Source organism: Novosphingobium sp. B-7 (genome assembly GCF_000410615.1).
Lineage (GTDB): Bacteria > Pseudomonadota > Alphaproteobacteria > Sphingomonadales > Sphingomonadaceae > Novosphingobium > Novosphingobium capsulatum.
Genome location: NZ_KE148411.1, coordinates 431 through 4,763, shown reverse-complemented (window position 1 = coordinate 4,763; position 4,333 = coordinate 431). Strand labels below are relative to the sequence as shown.

Sequence of the window (4,333 nt, the reverse complement as noted above, 5' to 3'; positions counted from 1 at the left end):
GGCCGCGCCGACCGCTGCCGGGGCGCCGGGCTGGGCCGCCGCGCCGGGCGCAGACTGTTGCACCGGGCCGAGCGAATCGAGAATCTGGTTGATCAGCTTGGCATCGAACTGCGGCGCCATGTTGAGCGAGGGATCGGGCGCAAGCTGGCCCTGCTGCAACGCGCCGGTATAGAGCGCATCCAGGCGGTGCACCGCATCGGCCAGCATCAGCGGCAGCTGTTCATCGCTCGGCGCGGTCAGTTCGAACTGGCCGATGAAGCGGTTGTCAGGCCCATGGCGCGCGGTGAAGGTGCCATGGATCGGGCCGCCGGGAAATTCGCGGGTAAGCCGCGCGATCGGCATGATCACGTCGGCCGCGCCAAATTCATCGAGCACCAGGCGCCACCAGTTGCGGCTGCGCCGGGATAGCTGGCCCTCGGTAAGCAGCAGCGAATCGGCACCACCGCCATTGGGTCGCACGTAATCGATCGCGCTTTCGCCGGTGTGGAATTCGGCCCAGGCGCGCTGCCACGGCGTGCGCGTTTCATAGACCGAGGCCACGCCGCCTTCGTACAGCACGGGAATGATCAGCAGCGGCGCCGATCGTGCGATCTGGCCATGCATGCCGAGATAGCCGCCGGTGCGGGCGCGATCGAACGTCACGCCCAGCCGCGCGATATAGCGGTGCGGGCCAATCTGTTCCTGTTCCACCACCACGGCCGCGACCATCGCGTCGAGCGTGCCGGCATCGAGCGCGGGCGCGGTGCCGCCGCCAAGCCCGTTGGTTTTCCAAAGCTTTTGCCAGGCAAGCTTTTCCGCTTCCTGCCAGCCCTTGGCACGGGCGTCGGCGGCAGAGCTGCCCGATACGTTGACCTCGATCCCGCTCACCTCGAAATCGCCGGTGCTGGCGATCGGCGCGATGCCACGATCGCCCTCGATCTGGGCCATGATCGCCGGCCCGGCCAGGACACCGGCCACGGCCAGCGCCGCAGCCCCGGCGCCAAAAGCCAGCCACGAGCGGGAAAAACGGGTCGAGCGGGACAGGCGCAGAACGGCCAAGGGAACTCCGGACAAAGGGTGCCGGGCGCTTTTGCCCAAAGGCAAGTGGAAATCCAAGCCGGAAACGGCTAGGCGCCGATCATCATGGCCAACGACACCTCCAAGCCCCAGAGCTATTCCTACGAACAGGCAGGCGTGAACATCGCCGCCGGCAACGCATTGGTGAAGGCCATCGGCCCGCTCGCCAAGGCCACCGCACGCCCCGGCGCAGACGCCGAACTGGGCGGATTCGGCGGCTTTTTCGATCTCAAGGCAGCAGGGTACAAAGACCCGCTGCTGGTGGCCGGCAACGATGGCGTGGGCACCAAGGTCAAGCTGGCGATCGACCATGACCGCCACGATGCGATCGGCATCGATCTGGTGGCGATGTGCGTCAACGATCTGATCGTGCAGGGCGCCGAGCCGCTGTTCTTCCTCGATTACTTCGCCACCGGCCGGCTCGACAACGGCGTGGCCGAACGAGTCGTGGCGGGCATTGCCGATGGCTGCAAGCTGGCTGGCTGCGCGCTGATCGGTGGCGAAACCGCCGAAATGCCCGGCATGTATGCCGATGGCGACTATGACCTGGCGGGCTTCTGCGTGGGCGCGGTGGAACGCGGCGAACAGCTGACCGGCGACAAGGTGGCCGCGGGCAACGTGCTGCTCGGCCTGGCCTCGTCGGGCGTGCACTCCAACGGCTATTCGCTGGTGCGGCGCCTGGCCGCCGACAAGGGCTGGAAGCTCGATCGCCCTGCCCTGTTCGACAACGAGCGCCTGCTGATCGACGTGCTGATCGAGCCGACGCGCATCTATGTAAAGACGCTGCTGCCGTTCATCCGTTCGGGCCGGATCAATGCCCTGGCGCACATCACCGGCGGCGGCCTCCTCGAAAACGTGCCGCGCGTCCTGCCCAAGGGGCTGCATGCGCGGATCGATGCCGACCGCTGGGAACAGCCGCGCCTGATGGCGTTCCTCCAGGCACAGGGGCACATCGAGCCGGGCGAAATGGCGCGCACGTTCAACTGCGGCATCGGCATGGTGCTGGCAGTGGAAGCGAGCGAGGCGGAAAGCCTGGCAGCCGACCTTTCTGCGGCGGGTGAAACCGTGTTCACTATCGGCACGGTGGTGGAAGGCGACAAGGGCTGCACCGTATTCGGCAGCGCCGAGGCCTGGTCTGCGCGCGAACCGTGGGAAGCGGTGCATATCGGCTGAGGCTTCGGGCTGCGCGGGGCTTCGACAAGCTCAGCCCGAACGGGATAGATGTCGTTTCTCCCCTACCCCACACTCCGTTCGGCCTGAGCTTGTCGAAGGCCGCAGCGCCAACTCAGCGTGCCAAGGAATGAGCAAAGTGGCCAAGGCAAAGGTAGCGGTCTTCATTTCGGGCAGCGGCACCAACATGGCTGCCCTCCTCTATGCCAGCCGCGCCCAGGATTGCCCGTACGAGATCGTGCTGGTGCTATCCAACGATCCGGCGGCCAAGGGCTTGGCCCTGGCTGCGGCCGAGGGCGTGGCCACCTTTGCCCTGCCGCACAAGGGCATCCCCCGCGCCGAACACGACGCGCTGATGGAAGCACAAGTGCTGGCCTCCGGTGCGCGCTATATCGCGCTGGCGGGTTACATGCGTATCCTCTCGCCCGAATTCGTGGCGCGGTGGGAGGGGCGCATGCTCAACATCCACCCTTCGCTGCTGCCGCTTTACAAGGGCCTGCACACGCACGAACGCGCGATCGCGGCGGGTGACAGCCATGGCGGCTGCACCGTGCACCTGGTCACGCCCGAACTGGACGACGGGCCGATCCTGGGCCAGACGCCGGTGGCGATCCTGCCGGGCGACACGCCCGAAGCCCTGGCCGCGCGCGTGCTGTTTGCCGAGCACCAGCTCTATTCCCGTTGCCTCGAACGCCTGGTGACGCGCGAGACCAGCCCCGAATGGCTGACGGCGCAAGTGCGTGCCCGCGCCATGGCTCTGCCCGAAGCTGATGAAGTGAGCAGCCATGGCATGGCCTGCTTTGGCGTGACCAAGGGCAAGAAGTTTGCCTATGTCAGCGCCGATCACCATGGCGACAGGCGCGTGGCGCTGCTGGTCAAGATCAGCGGGATCGAGGAACAGGCGCAACTGATCGAGAACGATCCCGACCGGTTTTACCGCCCGGCCTATTTCGGCGACGGCTGGATCGCCATCCGCCTCGATACCGGCGCAGTGGATTGGGACGATATCGCCGCCTGGTTGCAGCGTAGCTGGATGGCCATTGCGCCGCGCCGGCTGGCGGCCATGCTGGAGTTTTGAGCCCGATGGCCGCCGATCCCATGCGCCGGGTCTATATCCACGTCGGCCTGCAATCGTTTGTCGAATCGAGCGGCGGGCTGTTCATCGCTGGCTTCCTGGTCAGCCAGGGCTTTTCCAACGGCATGGCCCTGGCCGCCTTTGCCGGCACGCTGCTGGCGCGCTTTGCCCTGCGCGGGCTGGTCCTGCCGCTGGCCTGGCGGGCAGGGCTGCGAAACGTGGTGCTGGCAGGCGTGCTGGTGCGGGTAGTCAGCTTCCTGCTGTTGCCGCTGGTGCCCGGCGTCGGGCCGGTGCCGGCGGCCGGCATGCTGGCCCTGTTCATCCTGGTGACGGGCCTGGGCAGCGTGCTCTATTGGACCGGCTGGCACAGCTTTGTCTCGGCGCTGGCCGATAGCGACCGTGGCGGCCGGCAGGTCTCGATCCAGCAGGCGACCACCGCCGTGGTCGGCATCGTCGCCCCCCTGGTGGGCGGGGTGCTGGTCGATCGCGCCGGGCCGATGATCGGTTTTGGCACGATCGCGCTGGTGCAGCTCGCGGCCGTGCTGCCATTGATCGGCGCGCCCAATCCGCATGTCGCGCGCGAGGCGATGCTGGATCGCCAACTCACCGCCTTTGCCCGCCGGCTCTACCTGTCGGAAGGGTTTCACGCCGGCTGCGCCACGGTGATCTGGAATCTGGCGCTGTTCGTCACGCTGGGCCAGCACTTCGATGCCTTTGGCGGGGCGATTGCCGTGGCCGGCGTGGCGGCTGCGGCTGGCAGCCTGCTGATCGGCCACCTGATCGACGGCGGGCGGCCGCTCCATTCGCTGGCGCTGGCCTATGGCGCGGCGATCCTGGCGCTGGTGGCCAAGGCCCTGGCCTTTGCCACGCCGCTAGCGGCGGTGGGCGCCACCGCGCTGGGCGCGCTGGTCACGCCCATGGCGGCCACGGCCATGCTGGCGCCGCTCTATGCCATGGCGCGGGCATCGTCGTGCACCTTGCGCTTCAACATGGCCACCGAGGGTGGCTGGGATCTGGGCTGCTCGCTCGCCT

The 4,333-nt window shown here is 67.6% G+C and carries 4 protein-coding genes; 3 read left to right on the top strand and 1 reads right to left on the bottom strand.

Annotation, left to right across the window (positions count from 1 at the left end):
* Positions 1-1,038, bottom strand: a 1,038-nt coding sequence (locus tag H926_RS28570; protein WP_022677518.1) for a hypothetical protein, incomplete at its 3' end; no start/stop codon positions are given.
* Positions 1,039-1,122: 84 nt separating this feature from the next.
* On the opposite strand from H926_RS28570, the gene purM reads away from it, so the two are divergent.
* The 3 genes from purM to H926_RS33550 form a co-directional block, all read left to right on the top strand.
* Complete coding sequence (purM, locus tag H926_RS0117840; protein ID WP_022677517.1) at positions 1,123-2,229, top strand: phosphoribosylformylglycinamidine cyclo-ligase; 1,107 nt, start codon at positions 1,123-1,125, stop codon at positions 2,227-2,229.
* 136 nt (positions 2,230-2,365) lie between these two features.
* A complete protein-coding gene (purN, locus tag H926_RS0117835; RefSeq protein ID WP_028658194.1) occupies positions 2,366-3,304 on the top strand; it encodes a phosphoribosylglycinamide formyltransferase in 939 nt (312 codons plus the stop codon).
* A 5-nt stretch (positions 3,305-3,309) separates the two neighbouring features.
* A partial coding sequence (locus H926_RS33550) for an MFS transporter (protein ID WP_022677515.1) occupies positions 3,310-4,333 on the top strand: 1,024 nt, incomplete at its 3' end.

What these genes read in the sequence shown, in the direction of transcription:
- purM (WP_022677517.1), top strand. Translation starts at nt 1,123, where the DNA reads ATGGCCAACGACACCTCCAAGCCCCAGAGCTATTCCTACGAACAGGCA.